Origin of the sequence: Salinimonas sediminis, assembly GCF_003429285.1 — a bacterium.
GTDB classification, from domain to species: Bacteria; Pseudomonadota; Gammaproteobacteria; order Enterobacterales; family Alteromonadaceae; genus Alteromonas; species Alteromonas indica.
Genome location: NZ_CP031769.1, coordinates 3302697 through 3319472 on the forward strand (window position 1 = coordinate 3302697; position 16776 = coordinate 3319472).

General features: G+C 49.7%; 11 protein-coding genes. 3 read left to right on the top strand and 8 right to left on the bottom strand.

The window, feature by feature from the left end; all coding sequences use genetic code 11:
* Window positions 1–82: 82 nt before the first annotated feature.
* A complete protein-coding gene (locus D0Y50_RS14570) occupies window positions 83–3211 on the bottom strand; it encodes an efflux RND transporter permease subunit (RefSeq protein WP_117317617.1) in 3129 nt (1042 codons plus the stop codon).
* Window positions 3212–4438, bottom strand: coding sequence for an efflux RND transporter periplasmic adaptor subunit (locus D0Y50_RS14575; RefSeq protein ID WP_108567568.1), 1227 nt, complete (start codon window positions 4436–4438; stop codon window positions 3212–3214).
* Between the two features lie 147 nt (window positions 4439–4585).
* On the opposite strand from D0Y50_RS14575, the gene D0Y50_RS14580 reads away from it, so the two are divergent.
* Window positions 4586–5638: a LysR family transcriptional regulator gene (locus tag D0Y50_RS14580; protein ID WP_108567567.1), complete on the top strand. Its 1053-nt coding sequence runs from the start codon at window positions 4586–4588 to the stop codon at window positions 5636–5638.
* A 166-nt stretch (window positions 5639–5804) separates the two neighbouring features.
* Here D0Y50_RS14580 and lpdA read toward each other — a convergent pair whose 3' ends face one another.
* From lpdA to ampD, 6 genes are all read right to left on the bottom strand, one after another.
* A complete protein-coding gene (gene lpdA, locus D0Y50_RS14585) occupies window positions 5805–7223 on the bottom strand; it encodes a dihydrolipoyl dehydrogenase (RefSeq protein WP_117317620.1) in 1419 nt (472 codons plus the stop codon).
* 142 nt (window positions 7224–7365) lie between these two features.
* Window positions 7366–9408 (bottom strand): dihydrolipoyllysine-residue acetyltransferase, encoded by a 2043-nt coding sequence (gene aceF, locus D0Y50_RS14590; RefSeq protein ID WP_108567565.1) that lies wholly within the window; start codon window positions 9406–9408, stop codon window positions 7366–7368.
* A gap of 19 nt (window positions 9409–9427) precedes the next feature.
* Window positions 9428–12094, bottom strand: coding sequence for a pyruvate dehydrogenase (acetyl-transferring), homodimeric type (aceE, locus tag D0Y50_RS14595; protein ID WP_108567564.1), 2667 nt, complete (start codon window positions 12092–12094; stop codon window positions 9428–9430).
* A gap of 167 nt (window positions 12095–12261) precedes the next feature.
* Window positions 12262–13008, bottom strand: a complete 747-nt coding sequence (locus D0Y50_RS14600) for a GntR family transcriptional regulator (RefSeq protein WP_108567563.1) — start codon at window positions 13006–13008, stop codon at window positions 12262–12264.
* 308 nt (window positions 13009–13316) lie between these two features.
* Complete coding sequence (gene ampE / locus D0Y50_RS14605; RefSeq protein ID WP_108567562.1) at window positions 13317–14294, bottom strand: regulatory signaling modulator protein AmpE; 978 nt, start codon at window positions 14292–14294, stop codon at window positions 13317–13319.
* Between the two features lie 109 nt (window positions 14295–14403).
* Complete coding sequence (ampD, locus tag D0Y50_RS14610) at window positions 14404–14949, bottom strand: 1,6-anhydro-N-acetylmuramyl-L-alanine amidase AmpD (protein ID WP_108567561.1); 546 nt, start codon at window positions 14947–14949, stop codon at window positions 14404–14406.
* Between the two features lie 201 nt (window positions 14950–15150).
* On the opposite strand from ampD, the gene D0Y50_RS14615 reads away from it, so the two are divergent.
* Both D0Y50_RS14615 and nadC read left to right on the top strand, forming a co-directional pair.
* Window positions 15151–15657 carry a retropepsin-like aspartic protease family protein gene (locus D0Y50_RS14615; protein ID WP_117317622.1) on the top strand — a complete coding sequence of 169 codons (507 nt, stop codon included), beginning with the start codon at window positions 15151–15153 and terminating at the stop codon, window positions 15655–15657.
* A gap of 30 nt (window positions 15658–15687) precedes the next feature.
* On the top strand, window positions 15688–16548 hold the full coding sequence (gene nadC, locus D0Y50_RS14620) for a carboxylating nicotinate-nucleotide diphosphorylase (protein ID WP_117317624.1): 861 nt from the start codon (window positions 15688–15690) through the stop codon (window positions 16546–16548).
* The last annotated feature ends 228 nt before the right edge of the window (window positions 16549–16776 follow it).

Sequence of the window (16776 nt, forward strand, 5' to 3'; positions counted from 1 at the left end):
CATAAAAAAGCCGCCCGAGAACGGGCGGCGAAAGCGCCCCATTTAAGGAGAGGGGCAACACTTGGGTGAGGTTTAGTACCAGTTAACCAGACTTGCGTCGCTGTAACAGGTAATAAAATACCGGGGTAAGAATCAAACCAAAGAAGGTCACGCCAATCATTCCCGAGAACACGGCTACCCCCATTGCCTGACGCATTTCGGCTCCGGCGCCGGTGGATAACACCATTGGCAGAACGCCCATGATAAAGGCAATTGAAGTCATCAGAATGGGGCGTAAGCGCAACCGACAGGCCTCTTTGATTGCACTGAGCGTATCATGGCCGTGCTCTTGTAATTCTTTGGCAAACTCGACAATAAGGATGGCGTTTTTGGTTGCCAGCCCAACCAACACAATCAAGCCAATTTGCGTAAAGATATTGTTATCGCCGCCAAACACGCCCACCCCAATTAATGCACTAAGCAAGGTCATCGGCACAATCAGAATGATAGCCAAAGGCAAACGCAGGCTCTCGTACTGGGCCGCCAGCACCAGGAAGACCAATAACACTACCAACGGGAACACGTACATGGCGGTATCACCTGCCAGAATCTGCTGGTAGGTTAATTCAGTCCATTCGTACGTCATGCCTAGAGGCAAGGTATCGTCGAGAATTTTTTCAATCGCTGCTTTTGCCTGGTCGGAGCTATATCCCGCGGCCGGGGCGCCATTTATTTCAGCAGTAACATAGCCGTTATAGTGCATAACCCGATCCGGTCCTGCGCTGTAATCAATATTCAGCATGGACGCCAGGGGGATCATTTCACCAGCATTGTTGCGCACCTTCATTTGCTGAATTTGTTCAACATCCTGTCTGAAGGGCGCATCGGCCTGCACGTTTACCTGGTAGGTACGCCCGAACAGGTTGAAATCATTCACGTAAATAGCCCCTAAATAGCCTTGCATGGTGCTAAATAACGTACCGATATCTACCCCTTGGCTCATGGCTTTTTCCCGATCCACATCAACATCAAGCTGCGGTACATTCACGGTAAAGCTGGTAAACGCATCGGTTAATGCCGGGTCTGCCCAGGCTTTTTGGATGACCTCGTTGGTCACTTGCTCTAAATTCGCAAAACCCAGCGAGTCGCGATCTTGTAACTGCAACCTGAACCCACCGATGGTGCCCAGGCCCTGGACCGGCGGCGGTGGGAATATCGCCACATACGCCCCTTTGATGGAACCAAATGCCTTATTCAAATCAGCGGCAATAGCGCCGGCCGATAAACCTGCGGTTTGGCGTTGCTCAAACGGTTTTAGCGGAGTAAACAAAATGCCTGAGCTGGGGCTATTGGTAAAGCCATTGATGTTCAGGCCCGGAAAAGCCACTGCATCAGAAACCCCAGGGTGTTCCATCGCTATTTTGGACATTTCACGAATAACCGCTTCAGTGCGATCTAACGAAGATGCGTTGGGCAACTGGGCAAAAGCCACCAGATACATTTTATCCTGGGGCGGCACGTACCCTGTGGGCGTACTATCAAATTGCTGCCAAGTCAGGCCTAACAGGCCGACGTAAAGAACCATAATTATGCCGCCCTTACGGACCAGCGATCCCACGCCGTTGGTGTATTTTGTTGAGGCTTTGTCAAACATCCGGTTAAACGGATTGAACAACCAGCTGCCTAAGATTTTGTCCATACCACGGGTAAGCCAGTCTTTTTTCGCGCCGTGGGGTTTTAACAACAAAGCAGACAACGCCGGGCTCAGGGTTAACGAGTTAATTGCTGAAATAAATGTTGAGATAGTAATAGTAAGCGCAAACTGCTTATAAAACTGTCCGGTCAGGCCACTCATAAAGGCTGTAGGTATGAATACCGCCGCCAACACTAACGTGGTTGCAATAATTGGCCCGGTAACTTCTTTCATGGCCTGCGCGGTAGCATCTATCGGACTTCGTCCTTCGGCGATATTACGCTCGACGTTTTCCACCACCACAATGGCATCGTCGACCACAATCCCGATGGCCAGCACTAAACCAAACAGTGATAACGCATTTAGTGAAAAGCCCAGTAAATGCATGAAAGCAAAGGTTCCTACCAACGAGATAGGTACGGCCACCAGCGGAATAATGGAGGCGCGCCAGGTTTGCAGGAACAGCACCACTACTAATACCACCAGCAGGACCGCTTCAAACAGGGTATTGACTACCGCTTCAATTGAACCGCGTACAAACACCGTTGGGTCGTAAACAATTTCATATTCAAGCCCCTGCGGGAAGGCTTTTTCCAGCTCAGCCATGCGGGCGCGCACATCGTCAGATATCTGAATGGCGTTTGAGCCGGGCGCCTGGAATACAGGAATCGCTGCTGCCGGACGATTATTAAGTAACGAACGCAGCGCGTAATTATCCGCGCCCAGTTCGGTTCGGGCCACATCTTTTAACCGGGTAATTTCGCCATTTTCACCGGTTTTTACAATAATATCGTTAAATTCGTCTTGCTCAATCAGGCGGCCCCGTACATTAATAAGCCACTGAAAATCACTGCTGCCCGTGGGCTGCGCCCCCAGGCTACCAGCCGCCGCTTGTTGGTTCTGCGAACGGATTGCGCTGACCACATCCGCCGGGTTCATATTCAGTGCGGCCAGTTTATTAGGGTTCAGCCACACCCGCATACTGTATTCACCGGCGCCAAATAAGCGGACTTGTCCAACCCCATCAATACGGTTCAGCTCATCTTTAACATACTGGTCGGCATAGTTAGACAAATACAGCATGTCATAGCGGTTATCCGGCGAGGTTAAATGCACCACCATAGTAAGGTTGGGTGAGGACTTTTCGGTAACTACGCCCAGGCGCTGTACTTCCTCTGGTAACCGCGGCAAAGCGCGGTTAACCCGATTCTGGACCAGCGTGGTGGCTTCATCGGGATTGGTTCCGATAGCGAAGGTGACAGTGAGCGTCATGGTGCCGTCAGACGTGGCCTGAGAGGACATGTACAGCATATTCTGTACCCCATTAATTTCCTGCTCAATAGGCGTGGCCACGGTTTCACCGATAACCTTCGGGTTAGCGCCAGGATAGCTGGCAGTCACCACCACCGTCGGTGGCACAACATCGGGATATTCGGTAATGGGAAGCTTCCATACCGCGATAGCTCCGCCGATAAAAATCAGCAGCGATAGAACGGCCGCAAAAATAGGCCGATGGATAAAGAACTGGGAAAATTTCATTTACTGCATACCCGCCGGTGCTGCTGGTGCAGAGCGTTTAGCCAGTTCATTGTTGCTGTCTATACGTTGTTGCCATACCTGAAGTTCCTCCAGGGTGTCCTTGTTGGCCATCGTGATGCTGTTGGGGGCTATCAATGCACCCGGGCGGACACGCTGTAAACCATTAACTACAATCGTATCATCAGCGCTCAAGCCACTATGAACAATGCGCAGGCCACCCACTTTATCGCCCATTTTTATGGCGCGGTACTCCACCTTGTTTTCATCATTCACCACCAATACGTATTTATTGTTTAAATCAGTACCAATGGCTTTTTCGGCGATTAAAATACCATCGTGGGCTTTACCACCTGCTAATTTCAAGTGAGCAAATAATCCCGGCATCAGGCCGCCGTCATCGTTATCAAATACCGCCCGAACCCGCAGCGTGCCGGTGTTGGCATTAATCTGGTTATCCACAAAGTTTATTTTACCCCAGTGACGGTAATCGTTTTCGTTGGCTAGACGCATAGCCACCGGCTGGGCAGCGACTGCATCATTGCGCTGCTGAGCCTGTTGGTAGTTAAGCCAGGTGGTTTCGTCAATATCAAAGTAGGCGTACAGTTTTTCAGTCGACACAATAGAGGTCAGTACTGTCTGACCGGCACTTACATAGTTGCCTTCGGTGATATTTGCCCGCGACACGCGGCCCGCAATGGGCGCTTCGACCCGGGCAAAGCCGCGGTTAAGGCGTGCCAGTTCAAGCGCGGCCTGAGTTTGCGCCACGTTGGCTTTGGCTTGTTCCACCCCACTGGTTCGCGTATCTAACACTTCTTGAGATACCGACTGGCTTTGGCGTAACCCTTGTGCCCGTTCATGGTCCTGACGGGCCAGATGCGAACGGCTACGGGCTTCTTGCAGCTGCGCTTCAAGCCGGTCAACTTCTGCTTTAAACTGTCGGTTATCGATTAAAAACAGCGTATCGCCCTGCTCTACATATTCGCCTTCTTGAAATGCCACAAAGTCAATATAGCCAGAAACGCGGGGGCGCAGCGAGACACTTTTCGGCGCTTCAAGGCGGCCGGTAAAGCTGTCCCATTCGGTTATACGCTGGGCAATCACCGGTGCTACATCTACCGGCACGCCGCTAGGTGCAGAGGCCTGTTTTTCTACCGCATTTTCAGCGGTGCAGGCGGCCATCAACAAAATGGCAAAAAAGACTATACTTAGTCGGTTAATTGGCTTCATGGGGGGCATCCCTTTAAGTAGGTACTCGTAACAGGGTGCTATTATGCAGAGATACTAAAATAAAAATAATTATCTTTTTGTATGCAATACATCATTTGAGGTAATATATATTACATTAACAATATACCTACAAAAAGGAGCGTCCGCGTGCGACCACAAGAGCTGAATCTATTGATGATTTTTGACGCTATCATGACAGAAGGCGCAATAACCCGTGCTGCAGATCGGTTAGCCATGACCCAGCCAGCCGTCTCTAATGCGTTATCGCGTATGCGGGCAGCCTGGGGCGATGAGCTTTTTGTTAAAGATGGCCGGGGCATCCAGCCCACCGCATTTGCCAAAAATATGTGGAGCCAGATTCAAACGCCACTCAGTGCGCTGGAAGATGCGGTTAACCCCCATCAGTTTGATCCCGCAACCGCTAGCCGCACCTTTCGTATTGCCGCTACCGATACCTTTGTGAATATCATTTGGGGGCCATTGCGTCAGGTTATCGAACGCGAAGCGCCGGGTATCAATGTGTATGCCGTTCCCAATCCCACTATTGAGTCGGCTGATATACTTAAAGCGGCAGAAGCTGAACTAGCGGTGTCTAAGTATACCCAAGCTGACAGTGTGATCAGGTCCGAGCATTTACTCGATCCCCGCTATGTAGTGGTTATGCGCCCTGACCACCCGTTGGCAAAAGAACAAATTACGTTGGACCAGTTTGTTGAAGCAGACCATTTGCTGGTCTCGCTGACGGGCGATGTAACCGGTCCTTCTGATATTGCTTTACAAAGCCTGGGCAAAAAACGGCGCGTGGCGATGTCGGTGAATAATTTTTTCAACGTGCCCAGCTTGCTTAAGCAAACCAATTTAATATGTGTGGCCCCCTCCATGGTGCTGGAGCGAGAAATTTTTTCTAAGCAACTTGCGGTGTTTGAAAGCCCGGTGGAAATTCCGCCAACCCCAGTATCATTGTTGTGGCATAAGCGCCAGGACCACGATCCTGGCTTACAATGGCTGCGCCAGCACGTGGTCAGAATTATTCACGAACGCGTGGCTCAGCATGAGACGTTATTAAGCGAATGTTGCCGAAAAGGCTACTGTGAAGATGCGTTACGCCAGGCGCGGGCACAACATCATCACGAGTGTATTACCCAGGCCAGTGAGCGTCTGGCCATCGAGCCGAAGGCTATCATGTCGTCGCACTTATAGGGCAAATGGCGTCTGGCAGGCTGTCTAGGTAAACCGTCTGCGTGCCGGGCTATATTTGCTGCTAAGGTCACTAATGCCACTAACTAAAAACCCCCGCTACTGGTAAACAGCCGCGGGGGTTTTTTATATCATGTCGAGGCCCGAAAAATAGGCCAAAGCCGACAGATTATTTTTTCTTCGCTTTAGGGTTAGGCATATCGGTAATGCTACCTTCGAAGATTTCGGCTGACAAACCGATGGATTCGTTCAACGTGGGGTGTGCGTGAATGGTTAATGCAACGTCTTCCGCATCCGCGCCCATTTCAATGGCCAAACCAATTTCACCCAACATTTCACCAGCATTGGTACCCACCATTGCTCCACCAATTACCCGGCCAGATTCTTTATCGAAAATCATCTTAGTCAAACCATTGGTTGCATCAGAAGCAATCGCACGGCCAGAAGCTGACCACGGGAATGAAGCAACTTCATAGCTCACGCCTTGTTCTTTGGCCTCTTTTTCGGTCAGACCAACCCAGGCAACTTCTGGCTCAGTATAGGCAACTGAAGGAATGCAGCGTGGGTCAAAGTAATGGTTCTTGCCTGCAATAACTTCTGCTGCCACATGGCCTTCGTGTACTGCTTTGTGCGCCAGCATAGGTTGACCAACCAAATCGCCGATAGCAAAAATATGCTCAACATTGGTTTTCATTTGCTTGTTCACATTGATAAAGCCGCGGTCATCTACTTTCACGCCGGCTTTATCTGCGCCCACTTTTGCACCATTTGGCTTGCGGCCTACAGCAACCAGTACTTTGTCATAACGAACTGGCTCTGCGGGGGCATTTTTGCCTTCAAAAGTAACATACAAGCCATCATCTTTCGCTTCTACATCAGTTACCTTGGTTTCCAGCATAACATTGAACTTGTCTTTATATTCTTTCATAAAGACTTTCATGATGTCTTTGTCTGCTGCCGGAATCAACTGGTCAAGAAACTCAACCACGTCAATGTTAGAATCCAGTGCATGATACACAGTACCCATTTCCAAACCAATGATACCACCGCCTAGCACCAGCATTTTCTCTGGAATATCTTTCATTTCCAATGCGCCGGTAGAATCAATCACGCGATCATCTTCAGGGATGAAAGGCAAAGATACGGGCTCGGAACCAGCAGCAATAATAGCGTTTTCAAACTGAATAGTGGTTTTGCCGTCTTCGCCTTCAACTTCCAGCGTATTGGCACCGGTAAACTGACCATGACCACGTACGTGCTTAACTTTACGCATTTTGGTCATGCCGGCCAGACCTTTAGTCAACTGGCCCACTACCGAGTCTTTGTAATCGCGAAGTTTGTCTAAATCAACTTCAGGCTCGCCAAAGCTAACGCCGTGCGCCGACAGTGCTTTTGCTTCTTTCATGACTTTGGCCACGTGAAGCAAGGCTTTTGAAGGAATACAACCTACATTCAGGCATACCCCACCCAGTGTTTCTCTGGCATCAACAATAACGGTTTCTACGCCCATATCGGCAGCGCGAAAAGCAGCAGAATAACCGCCTGGTCCTGCGCCCAATACAACTAGCTGAGTTTTAATTTCGCTCATCGTGACCTCAAATTTGTCAAATATCTGAAAATAATGCGTTAAGAAGTTTAACTAGGGCTGGTTAGCCCTGTAAAGCCGTGCTTGCTATTTGCCTGCAAAAACATAAAGGGGAGACGATTTACGCTCCCCTTTTTGCGTGTTTCTACAACAGCATTTCGCGCAGGTCTTCGAGCACTGTTTTAAGGTGCACCGCAAACCGGGCTGCTACGGCACCGTCAATAACCCGGTGATCGTAAGACAGCGACAACGGCAGCATCAGGCGTGGCTCAAAGTCTTTGCCATTCCACTTCGGCTTCATTTCGCTCTTAGAGACACCCAGAATAGCCACATCCGGCGCGTTTACAATTGGCGTAAACGCTGTTCCACCAATGCCACCTAAGCTGGAAATTGTAAAACAACTACCCTGCATATCTGCAGACTTCAGCTTGCCGTCACGGGCTTTAAGGCTAATTTCCATCAGCTCTTTAGACAATTCGTGAATGCCTTTTTGGTCAACATCACGAACCACTGGCACAACCAGGCCATTTGGTGTGTCTACTGCTATACCTATATGGTAATACTTTTTCTGAATTAAAGACTCGCCCGATTCAGAAAGTGAAGTATTAAACAGCGGGTAAGCTTTAAGTGCATCTGCCACTGCCTTCATCATGAACACCAGCGGCGTGATTTTAAAGCCCAGCTTACGCTTTTCAGCTATCTGGTTTTGCTGCTTACGGAACGCTTCAACCTCAGTAATATCGGCTTCTTCAAACTGAGTAACGTGGGGTATGGTTACCCAGTTACGGTGAAGATTAGGGCCCGACAATTTCTGAATACGGCTAAGCGGTACTTCTTCCACTTCACCAAATTTCGAGAAATCAACTTTAGGTTGTGGAATCACTTGTAAACCACCCCCTTCGCCTTTTCCTACTGATCCGGCGGTCGCTTTAGGCCGCGATAGTTCGTATTTCACATAAGACTGCACATCTTCTTTCAAGATACGATTTTTCGGACCACTACCCGATACTTCAGTCAAGTCTACACCAAACTCACGGGCCAAACGGCGCACCGACGGTGAAGCATGCACTTTGGCTGATTTCTGCTTTTCACCGGCAGACGGATGATGCGGCACCGGCGGCGGCTTAGGCCGACCAGAGTCCTGTGCGGCTTGTGCTTTGGGTGCTTCTTGCTTGGCTGCAGGCTTATCGTCCTGTTTGGCGGCAGGCTTACTGGCCCCCTGGACTTTAAGCATTAGCACTTTCGAGCCTTTAGATACCTTGTCACCTTGTTTAATCAGCAACTTAGTAACTGTACCGCCTTTAGGCGCCGGTACATCCATGGTGGCTTTGTCGGTTTCAAGGGTAATCAGGCCATCTTCTGCTTCAATGGTGTCACCTTCTGCCACCAAGACATCAATGATTTCAACATCTTCAGCATCACCAATATCCGGCACAGTGACTTCGATTTCCTGCTCTTCACCTGCGTCTGCATCGTCGTCAGCTGCTGCCTGGGCATCGTTATCACTGCTGCTGTCAGTGGTAGTGGTGTCGGCTGGCGCCGCGGCGCTATCGTCGGCCGATGCTTCACCCGCCACTTCCAAGGTCAGTACCAGCGAACCTTCGCTGACCTTATCGCCTTCTTTTACCTTCAGGCTAACCACTTTACCGGCCTGCGGTGAAGGGACATCCATGGTAGCTTTATCGGTTTCCAGCGTAATCAGTCCGTCTTCAGCTTCTACGCTATCACCTTCGCTGACCAATACTTCGATAACATCCACTTCGGCGGCATCACCAATGTCCGGCACGGTAACTTCAATAGTGGAGCTACCGCCACCAGATTGGCTATTGCCCGACGCCGGCTGGTCGTCCTGCTCAGGTGCCTCGGCCTTGTCTTGCGCCGCTTCTTCCGGCTTTGGCTGTGGTGCAGCGGCAGCATCGCTGTCGCTGTCGCTGTCTTCATCACTGCTACCAGCCGCTTCCAGTTGCGCTAACAAATCGCCCTGGGAAATTTTATCGCCAACTTTCACTTTCAGCGCTTTCACCTTGCCGGCAAACGGCGCTGGTACATCCATGCTGGCTTTATCGCTTTCTACCGTAACCAGAGAGTCTTCAGCGTCAACCTCATCACCCTCTGCCACGCACAGTTCTATGACTTCTACTTCGTCTTCACCTAAATCCGGTACGAGTACGTCTTTAATATCTGCCATGTTGCGGTCTCTCCTGTGCTTACGCGTACAGTGGGTTAACTTTTTCTGGGTCGATGTTCAGGTCTTGCATGGCCTGAGACAGCGTTTTCGCATCCAGATCGCCGGCTTTATAAAGTTCATACAATGCAGCGTAAGTAACATACGCAGCATCAACTTCAAAGTGGCGACGCAGATTAGCGCGGCTATCAGAACGCCCGAAACCGTCAGTACCCAGTACGCGATAGCTACCTGGTACAAAACTGCGTACCTGGTCAGCATAGTTTTTAATGTAATCTGTGGCGGCAATCGTAGGACCATTATTACCGTTGTTAAGAACATCGGTAATGTACGGTGTGCGAGCCTGCCCATCAGGGTGAAGCATGTTGTAGCGATCCACATCCAGACCATCACGGGTTAGCTCGTTAAACGAGGTAACACTATACACTTCAGCTTCAATGCCATAGTCTTCGGCCAGTTTGGTAGCGGCTTCACGCACTTGCTCCAAAATCGTACCCGAGCCTAACAGCTTCACTTTCTTATCACTTTCACCCACGGTATCAAGCAGGTATATGCCTTTTACAATGCCTTCTTCCACGCCTTTAGGCATTTCTGGCTGTTTGTAATTTTCGTTCATCACGGTCAGGTAGTAGAACACGTCTTCCTGTTCTTCAAACATCCGACGTAGACCGTCTTGCATGATAACCGCAATTTCAAAACCATACGTTGGGTCGTAAGATATACAGTTAGGAATCAATGCTGCCTGCGTATGGCTGTGACCATCCTGATGCTGCAGACCTTCCCCATTCAGGGTTGTTCTACCGGCTGTACCGCCAACCAGGAAGCCGCGCGCCTGAGAGTCGCCAGCCGCCCATGCCAGGTCACCAACACGTTGGAAGCCAAACATTGAGTAGTAAATGTATACCGGAATCATCGGCAAGTCGTTAGTGCTGTACGAGGTACCCGCAGCCAGCCAGGACGCCATGGCGCCAAGCTCGTTAATACCTTCCTGCAGAACCTGCCCTTTGGTATCTTCGCGATAATACGCTACCTGGTCAGAATCCTGTGGCTCGTATTTCTGGCCTTGTGAGGAATAAATCCCCACTTGACGGAATAGACCTTCCATGCCAAAAGTACGCGCTTCATCCGGAATAATCGGTACCACACGCTTACCAATTTTCTTATCTTTGAGCATGGCAGTCAGTACACGGACAAAGGCCATGGTCGTCGAGATTTCACGATCGCCAGAGCCTTTGGTAACGGCCTCAAATGCTTTAAGATCAGGCGCTGGTAAGTCTTCTGTACTTTTCGCCAGACGCCGTGGCATAAAGCCATGCAATGCTTCGCGACGCGCTTTGAGATATTTCATCTCTTCGCTGTCTTCATCAAACTTGTAGTACGGCAAGTCAGACAAGCTTTCATCTGATACCGGAATATTGAACCGATCACGGTAAGCTTTAACCGCTTCGGTATCCATTTTCTTCACCTGGTGGGCAATGTTCTTACCTTCACCAGCGGCACCCATGCCATAGCCTTTAACCGTTTTAGCTAAGATAACCTGAGGGCGACCTTCGGTTTTTGTAGCGCGATCGTAAGCCGCATAGACTTTAACCGGATCATGACCACCGCGGTTCAAACGCCAGATATCTTCATCTGACATATTGGAGACCATTTCTTTAAGTTCAGGGTATTTACCAAAGAATTTCTCACGCGTGTACGCGCCGCCTTTGGCTTTAAAGTTCTGATACTCGCCGTCGACCGTCTCATTCATCAGGTCAAGCAGTTTGCCGGAATTATCACGGGCCAGTAGCGGATCCCAGTAACGTCCCCAGATAACTTTAATGACTTCCCAGCCAGCGCCGCGGAAGGTGCCTTCCAGCTCCTGAATAATTTTGCCGTTGCCGCGTACCGGGCCATCCAAACGTTGCAGGTTACAGTTCACTACAAATGTCAGGTTGTCCAGGCCTTCGCGTGAGGCAAGACCGATGGCACCCAAGCTTTCCGGCTCATCAATTTCACCATCGCCCAGGAAACACCATACGCGCTGTTCGGAACAATCTTTCAGGCCGCGGTTGGTCAAATATTTCAGATAACGGGCAAGATAAATCGCCTGCATGGGGCCCAGGCCCATTGATACCGTCGGGAACTGCCAGAAATCAGGCATTAACTTTGGATGCGGATAAGAAGACAAACCTTCGCCATCGACTTCCTGACGGAACATGTCTAACTGGTCTTCTGATAACCGCCCTTCAAGATAAGCGCGCGAATAAATACCCGGAGATACATGGCCCTGAATAAACAGGAAGTCACCACCGTCTTTATCATTTGGTGCGCGGAAGAAGTGGTTAAAACCAACATCATACAGCATTGCTGAAGAGGCAAAACTTGAAATATGGCCGCCTAGCTCGAGGTCTTTTTTAGACGCTCGCAATACCATCATCAGCGCGTTCCAGCGAAGGGCGTTACGTATTTTACCCTCAATGGTCTGATCGCCCGGCATCGTAGGTTCTTGCCCTGGCGGGATAGTATTTAAATACGCGGTAGTTGCATCATAGGGTAAGTGGGCACCATTTCTGCGTGCTTTCTCAATTAATGATTCTAATAAGAAGTGAGCCCTTTCAATACCTTCTTCTTCTAAAACTGACTCTAACGACTCCAGCCATTCTTGTGTTTCTTGCGGATCCACATCTTGGTGCATCATTTCAGTCATGGTGCCATCCTATTTTTGCTTAATATAGAAATCCATCCACAGCACCGCAAACCGGTGGAGGACGGTATAGCTAAATTATGTTGTACTTTCAGCAAGCCGTAATGGCTTACCTCTTATTTACGCGCCTAACGACTTCAGGCGTGCGTGTGTTTTATTGGCTTTCGCCGCTAAATTTCCAGGCGTCTTAACGCACGCTGTACTCTGCTGTCGCGCTGGTTAATAGCCAGTAAGGTTTTTTCTATAAATGCCAGATGCGCGTTACATGCCTGTCGCGCGCTTTCTGGGTCTCTGTCGGCAATGGCGGCGACAATTTCTGCGCGTTGACGGGATAAATCCGCGGCAACGTCAGTATGTTGAGCCAGCATTTCCAAATTTCGTTCAATATTTTCTACCAACATGGCCTGCATGGTGCTCATTACGTGTAACAGCACCATATTGTGCGAAGCGCGGGCCATAATGATATAAAACTTACCCAAAGCAGCGGCCAGACCATGCTGACTATCTTGCTTTGCTGGCACGGGCAACTCGTCCAACGCCTGCTGCAACGCCTGGTAATCTTCTGGTTGGCCACGCAGCGCTGCATAATAGGCTGCCATACCTTCCAGTGCATGTCGAAACTCTAACAGGTCAAACTGCGTTTCCGGGCGACGACTGATAAGCGCCATCAGGGGATCAAGCAATGCAGCATTTAAACTTTTACTTACAAACGTGCCGCCACCCTGTTTACGCTCGACCAATCCCCGCGCCTGTAAGTTACCGATAGCTTCACGCAAAGATGGCCGCGAAACATCAAACCGGGTCGCCAGCTCACGCTCTGGTGGCAGTTTTTGTCCAGCCAGCAACGACCCATCCAGAATCATTGATTCCAGTTGTTCGGTGATGACATCAGACAACTTTTTGCGCCCCTGCTGCATGCGTATCCTTTAACAGTTCAGACAAACCCTGCGGGTTATTTTGTAAACACCTTGATGTTTACCCCGCCTATTGGTCATACCATTTTACCTATACAGTGTAAGGCAGTTTAAAACGCAGGTAAATACCCTGCTAAATGGGTGACCAAAAAGGTTTCATGTTTGTTAAGCATAAACATTGATTTTGTTGATATATTTCACATATTAAAACTGGTCTGACGAGGTATTAACATGAGTGATACAGCGCCACTATTAAACCGAATGACCAATACCCACCATAGCGCTGGCCCGCAAAAACCTAAATAAGCCTGTTAAATCAATACGCCAGTAAGGGTGAGCACAGCACTGGCAACGACTAACAACCCCATATTCCGCTTGGCCAATTGTACGGCGCCATCGGTGCACAACGTATTCTTATGCTGCTCAAGTTCTTCGGCCCGCTGTCCTACGGCAATAAGATAAGCTTGGGCACTAAGGGAGATTTGACCGACACCTTTTAGCCAGGCCCCCGCGGCGCGGGAAAAATGACCTACCAGCAAAAAGCCCAACGTGGTAATCCGAACCGGAATAAAATCTACTATATGTAAACAGCGGGAAGCTAATGAAACCGGCTGCTGGTGGCAATCATCCCCTGCCAGCATCCGCGCAGTGCAATATATCAATACACCGGGCACGCCTAATGCGGCGAAGATAATAATAATGGTGGCATAATAGCGATAACTTAGCCATAGGACTGCTTTGGCCATACAGGTATCCGGGCTTTCCCCGGCGGGCTGGCGCTGGGTCAGCATGCTCACGTACAAATAAGCAGCCTGGGTATCGCCCCGCTTACAAGCATCTTTAAAACAGCGAAAGGTATGCCTGAAGCCCGCCATCCCCAGCGCTAAAGTAAGTACCAGGGTTTGTACTACAAAGGTGAACAACACGGTATCAGCTATCAGCAGTGTACCCCCTATCAATAGAGCGGGGGCTAACAGCACGATAAGCTGAGACCGATAGCCAGCCTGGCTATGTTGATGCGGCTGTGTATGCACCTTAGCGGATGGCCCGTTCGCAGGTTGCGTTGCTTCAGTCATAACTTGTGGCGTGGTAGCAGGGTTGACCGCATCTGGCGCAGCCAGGGAGTCGCCGTCTGCGGGCTTACAATGTCCCTGCTGTTTACCTTGAACAAGCTGTTTACCTATTAGATAGCGATTAAACGCCCCCAGGTAATAGTCTAAATACCCTTTTTTACCACGTCGGTAGTAGCGGTCGATACACAGCGCAATGAGTAAGCTGATAAGCATCATAGTGAATCATATCCTATGGCTGGTTTAGCGCTCCATTGAGGCGTTTGTGCAATGCACTGGCGCCTGGTTTGGTTGGCAAAATAGAGCGCTTTTAGAGGTGATTTAGTTTTCAGGCAAATAGCGCCTGGCGGTAGCGCGCCCAGTCAAAAGCCGGGCCCGGATCAGTTTTGCGCCCTGGCGCAATATCGGTATGGCCCACCACCCGCCCGCAGGTGATAGCCGGAAAGGCGGCGATAATGGCCTGGCTTAGCTGAAGCAGGCTGCCATACTGGGCCTCGGTATAGGGCATGTCATCAGTACCTTCCATCTCTATGCCGATGGCAAAGTCATTACATCGTGCCCGCCCCTGAAACTGCGATGCTCCGGCATGCCAGGCGCGCTGGGTAAAAGGCACATATTGCTCTATCCGACCATCGCGGTACACCACACAATGCGCAGACACTTCAAGCCCGGCAATGTGCTGATAAAAAGGATGCTCAGCGGGGTTAAGCTTTCCGGTAAAAAGCTGCTCAATGCCCTTTGTGTTAAACTCACCCGGCGGTAAAGAAATATTGTGGATCACCAATAACGATATGGCAGTCTCGGCCGGGCGTTCATCGTAAAACGGTGAGGCTTTACGGATAGCGTGGGGGAAATACTCCACAATAAGCACCATAATGTGAACAAAGGGTTGTTATGCTAAATTCTGACACTACCCTACCCCAGGTACAAGTATTGCCGCGGTATGTGGCAGTAAAGGTACGATAGCCTTAGACAGCCAGGGGGCCAGATATGTCCCGCGGCGTTTTTATAATCCATACCCGCGAGAAGACCAGCGCTGGTATCAATGTAGCATTAGCGAGAGTTTCAGGTAGTCATGAGCAGTGAAAAGTCGATGGGTAAGTGGATGTTTATTCTGGCCTGGATTTGCGGGCTTGGGTTACTTACCCTGTTGTTTACCGATGTATTGGACAAACAGCAAAATCCTAATCGTGAACCGCAGTCAATGCGGATCGATGGCCAGACTGAGGTGCGGTTGAAACAAAATCGTCAGGGCCATTATGTAACCAGCGGTACCATTAATGGTACGCCAGTGGTTTTTTTGGTGGATACCGGCGCTACCGATGTCGCCATACCCGCCAGCATGCAAAGCGAACTGGGCCTGACGGCCGGCAGAACCGCGATGGCGCAAACGGCCAATGGTGTAGTGCGGGTAGCACAAACCCGTATCGACACCCTCACTATCGGCGATATTACCCTGCATAACATTAACGCTAACCTGAACTCGGGGCTGGGCGAAGGGCAAATTTTGCTGGGAATGAGTGTTTTACGCCAGTTAGAGTTTACTCAGCGTGAAGATTGGTTAATATTGCGCACCCTTTGATAACTACCTTACAGCGAGCAACAACGCCTTATGTCTATGTTACCAACCCAGGATATTATGGAGCAGGTTCGCACCGCCTTAATGGAAGACTTAGGCGGTACCCTGGCACCCGATAACGATATTACCGCCAATTTAATTGCCGCGAATAAACTCGCCCGCGCTACCATTATTACCCGTGAAGCTGCCACTATCTGTGGTGTGCAGTGGGTTACCCAGGCATTTGCGCTGATTGATGCAAATGTTGAGCTTACCTGGCATGTGGCCGATGGCGATGTCGTTACTGCAAACACCACGCTGGTAAGCCTGCAAGGTAATGCCCGCAGTATTTTAACTGCCGAACGTACCGCCCTGAATTTTTTGCAGACGCTATCTGGCACGGCAACGGTTACCGCTTATTATGCAAGTTTGTTGGCAGGCTCGCCGACGCGCATTTTAGATACCCGAAAAACCCTGCCTGGGCTGCGTTTAGCACAAAAATATGCGGTCAGTTGTGGTGGTGGCACCAACCATCGGATTGGGTTGTTTGACGCATACCTAATTAAAGAGAACCATATTTTTGCTTGTGGCTCGATTGCGCAAGCGGTGGCTAAAGCAAAAGCCACCCACGCCGATAAACCGGTTGAAGTGGAAGTTGAAAACCTCGAAGAATTACAGCAAGCCCTTACAGCTGGCGCAGATATTGTAATGCTTGATAACTTTTCTAACGAACAGATCGAAAGCGCAGTAGCCTTAAATAAAGGGCAAAGTAAACTGGAAGTGTCTGGCAATGTTACGGATGAAAGGTTGCAATCGCTGGCGAAAATAGGGGTTGATTTTATATCTTCCGGTGCCCTGACCAAACATGTCCAGGCGATAGATTTGTCTTTACGTGTAACGTTAGAAAACGGCTAACAGGATGATTTAAATACCTTTTTGGCACTGTTTAAAGGTTAATGTAAACGTGCCACCCCACCTTTCTTACTCCGGCAGAACCTACACATAAGTATACTTTCAAATACTTGTCAATGACACTTTCTTTCCTATACTTGGCTTCAAGTACCGGGGGAGTGACAAGGACGAACCAGGTATAAAACGTAACTTTGATTAGTAATCTAACCTAAATAGCAACTTTTTAAATTA

Bases quoted from the DNA above. Each gene is read 5' to 3' on its own strand.
- ampD (WP_108567561.1), bottom strand. From the start codon at position 14,949: ATGGTGCTTATTGTGGAGTATTTCCCCCACGCTATCCGTAAAGCCTCA.
- D0Y50_RS14600 (WP_108567563.1), bottom strand. From the start codon at position 13,008: ATGCAGCAGGGGCGCAAAAAGTTGTCTGATGTCATCACCGAACAACTG.
- lpdA (WP_117317620.1), bottom strand. From the start codon at position 7,223: ATGAGCGAAATTAAAACTCAGCTAGTTGTATTGGGCGCAGGACCAGGC.
- D0Y50_RS14615 (WP_117317622.1), top strand. From the start codon at position 15,151: ATGAGCAGTGAAAAGTCGATGGGTAAGTGGATGTTTATTCTGGCCTGG.
- D0Y50_RS14570 (WP_117317617.1), bottom strand. From the start codon at position 3,211: ATGAAATTTTCCCAGTTCTTTATCCATCGGCCTATTTTTGCGGCCGTT.
- aceE (WP_108567564.1), bottom strand. From the start codon at position 12,094: ATGACTGAAATGATGCACCAAGATGTGGATCCGCAAGAAACACAAGAA.
- ampE (WP_108567562.1), bottom strand. From the start codon at position 14,294: ATGATGCTTATCAGCTTACTCATTGCGCTGTGTATCGACCGCTACTAC.
- aceF (WP_108567565.1), bottom strand. From the start codon at position 9,408: ATGGCAGATATTAAAGACGTACTCGTACCGGATTTAGGTGAAGACGAA.
- nadC (WP_117317624.1), top strand. From the start codon at position 15,688: ATGTCTATGTTACCAACCCAGGATATTATGGAGCAGGTTCGCACCGCC.
- D0Y50_RS14575 (WP_108567568.1), bottom strand. From the start codon at position 4,438: ATGAAGCCAATTAACCGACTAAGTATAGTCTTTTTTGCCATTTTGTTG.